Source organism: Vibrio genomosp. F10 str. 9ZD137, from assembly GCF_049974785.1.
Classification (GTDB): Bacteria; Pseudomonadota; Gammaproteobacteria; order Enterobacterales; family Vibrionaceae; genus Vibrio.
This window is the reverse complement of record NZ_JBNGCJ010000100.1, coordinates 1-2,427: the sequence shown is the minus strand read 5'-3', so window position 1 is coordinate 2,427 and position 2,427 is coordinate 1. Positions and strand designations below refer to the sequence as shown.

Annotated in this window: 3 protein-coding genes and 1 pseudogene; 1 reads left to right on the top strand and 3 read right to left on the bottom strand. The window is 44.7% G+C overall.

The window, feature by feature from the left end:
* Nucleotides 1-253: pseudogene (gene pyrE, locus ACP45E_RS01290) on the top strand (orotate phosphoribosyltransferase); the annotation flags it as partial.
* Nucleotides 254-352: 99 nt separating this feature from the next.
* Here pyrE and lpxL read toward each other — a convergent pair.
* The 3 genes from lpxL to ACP45E_RS01275 all read right to left on the bottom strand — a co-directional run.
* Entirely contained in the window at nucleotides 353-1,303 is a 951-nt protein-coding gene (lpxL, locus tag ACP45E_RS01285) for an LpxL/LpxP family Kdo(2)-lipid IV(A) lauroyl/palmitoleoyl acyltransferase (RefSeq protein ID WP_026026495.1), read from the bottom strand.
* A gap of 21 nt (nucleotides 1,304-1,324) precedes the next feature.
* The gene (gene slmA, locus ACP45E_RS01280; RefSeq protein WP_017036313.1) at nucleotides 1,325-1,915 is read right to left on the bottom strand and encodes a nucleoid occlusion factor SlmA; all 591 of its coding nucleotides are present in this window, start codon (nucleotides 1,913-1,915) and stop codon (nucleotides 1,325-1,327) included.
* A 141-nt stretch (nucleotides 1,916-2,056) separates the two neighbouring features.
* On the bottom strand, nucleotides 2,057-2,427 hold a 371-nt coding region (locus tag ACP45E_RS01275; RefSeq protein WP_277815667.1), incomplete at its 5' end, for a phosphopantothenoylcysteine decarboxylase.

Below are 2,427 nucleotides of genomic sequence, written 5' to 3'. Positions count from 1 at the left end.
TACGGCGATTCGTGAATCGATGGAAATCATTCAAGCGAATGGCGCAGACTTAGCGGGTGTGTTGGTAGCAATAGACCGTCAAGAAAAAGGCAAAGGTGAGTTGTCTGCGATTCAAGAAGTTGAGCGCGATTTTGGCTGTGCGATTATTTCCATTGTTAGCCTAACGGATCTGGTTACCTTCCTTGAAGAGAAAGGCACAGATGCAGCTAATCTAGAAGCGGTAAAAGCGTATCGCGCGCAGTACGGCATTTAAAAGTTAGACTATAAAAGAATGAAAAAAGAGGCGAGAACAAAGAATGTTCTCGCCTCTTTTTACGTACAGAGATCGGAATGTCAGCTTGTCTTAAACCGTCTATTTGTATCGAATCCCTTTCTCTACGCTTTCATCTTCCATGGTCTTATAACGTTTATGCAGCCACATCCATTGCTCTGGCGCTCGTAAGATGATCTCTTCAACGTATTTGTTCATATAAGCGGCCGCTGATTTTTCATCTTTTTGTGGGTAATGTTCTTCAACCGACTTATTTGCCAAAATCTCGTATTGTCCATCTTCATTTCTAAAACCAGAACCGACCACAATGGCGCACTTACTGGTATACGCGAAAAGACTGGTTCCAGTAGTTGTACAAGCATCTTGAACCGCAAAGAAAGGAACAAACGCCGATTTGTTGCGCCCGTAGTCATGGTCAGGAAGGTAGAACAACCGCCCACCATTGCGCAGCACTCGAATCATACTTTTGACGTCTTTACGGTCTATCGCCCCATTACCATTTTGGGTCCGGCCACGGTACTGAATAAAATTGTAGGCTGGGTTGTTGTGTGGTCGATACGCACCAGAGCCAGGAAGACCTATCACAGCAAAGGCTCGACAAGTGATCTCAAGATTGAGTGCGTGAACACAGCAAAGCAGGACACCTTTCCCATCTTTTTCATGTTGTTTTAGCGCTTCTGTGTCTTTATCGGTAATCAGTGTTTTGAAGCGCCATGTGGGCCAAAACCAGGCAATACCCGTTTCAATCAGCGCTAAACCGGTATTCTTAAAGTTTTCTTTGACCAGCGATTGGATTTCTTGCGGTGATTTGTCTGGGAAAGCGAGCTCGAGGTTTCGTGTGGCAACATGAACCCGCTTCTTGCCAAACCGCATCGCAACAAGCCCCATTGAGTGACCAAAACGAAGCAGCAGTCGATAAGGTAGCAGGTGGACAATCAAGGCCAATAATCCAAACCCTAGCCATACGGCCCAATACTTAGGGTGCAATAGCGCCATTGAAAAAGTGGGTTTGTCGTAGGTTCTTCTATTCATAGTGATGACTTCATCAAATGGTTATTGAATTTGTGCACTTAATAATGCCCAATATTCTTCAAAGTTCGCGGTGGGTTGGTATTTAAAATCAGAACGAACGAAACGATTGAGACTGCCTTCAACTTGCCCAAGCAGTTGTGCCGCCAGTATCGCTTCATCAACCGGGAAAGATTTCCCTTCGCGTAGCTTACGTTCACGCAGAATTTGACGCAGAGACAACTCAATGCGCTCATACAGCTGATTGATTCTATCGCGTAGACGTTCGTTCTCAAACATGAGTGCATGACCCGACAGAATACGGGTTAAACCAGGGTTTCGTTCTGAAAAGGCCAAAATGAGTTGGATCACCAATCGAATGCGGTTCAGGGTGTCTTTTTCTTCATCTAAGATTCGGTTGATGCGCGACATCAGCGATTCTTCAATAAACTCAATCAATCCTTCAAACATTCGGGCTTTACTTGGGAAGTGACGATAAAGCGCCGCTTCTGACACTCCGACTTGCTTAGCAAGTTTGGCGGTCGTGATTCGAGATGCTCCGTCTGTAGACTCAAGCATTTGTGCTAATGCTTGCAGTATTTCTTCACGACGATTGGATTTTCTTGTGCCGGCCATGACCCTTTCCTTTTGATGACAACTTGAGAAATAGAACGTAACGAACATTCACTGCTGGTGGACTGCTTAGTGTAACCAACAGTGAATGGAGTTCGTAGTGTTTCAATAAAAACGCAGTGGTTAAAAGTAAAAAAAGTGATATTAGAGGCTTTTCTCGATCAGCATCATAATCGATTCAGCGAGCTGTTTCTTGGATGCCAATGGAAGTGAATGCTCACCTTGTTTGTCAAATACGGTAATGGCATTGTCGTTACTATTGAAGCCTTGGCCTAAAATCGACACATCGTTAGCGCAGATCATATCCAGATTTTTGTTCACGAGTTTTCCGCGAGCGTATTTTCCGACGTCTTGAGTTTCAGCCGCAAAGCCAACGGTAAATGGTCGGTTTTGAGTAAGGGCTGCGACAGAGGCAACGATATCTGGATTTTTCACCATCGAGATGGTCATCGTATCGTTGTCTGTGGTTTTTTTGATTTTTTGATCGGCAATGATCTCAGGGCGATAATCCGCTA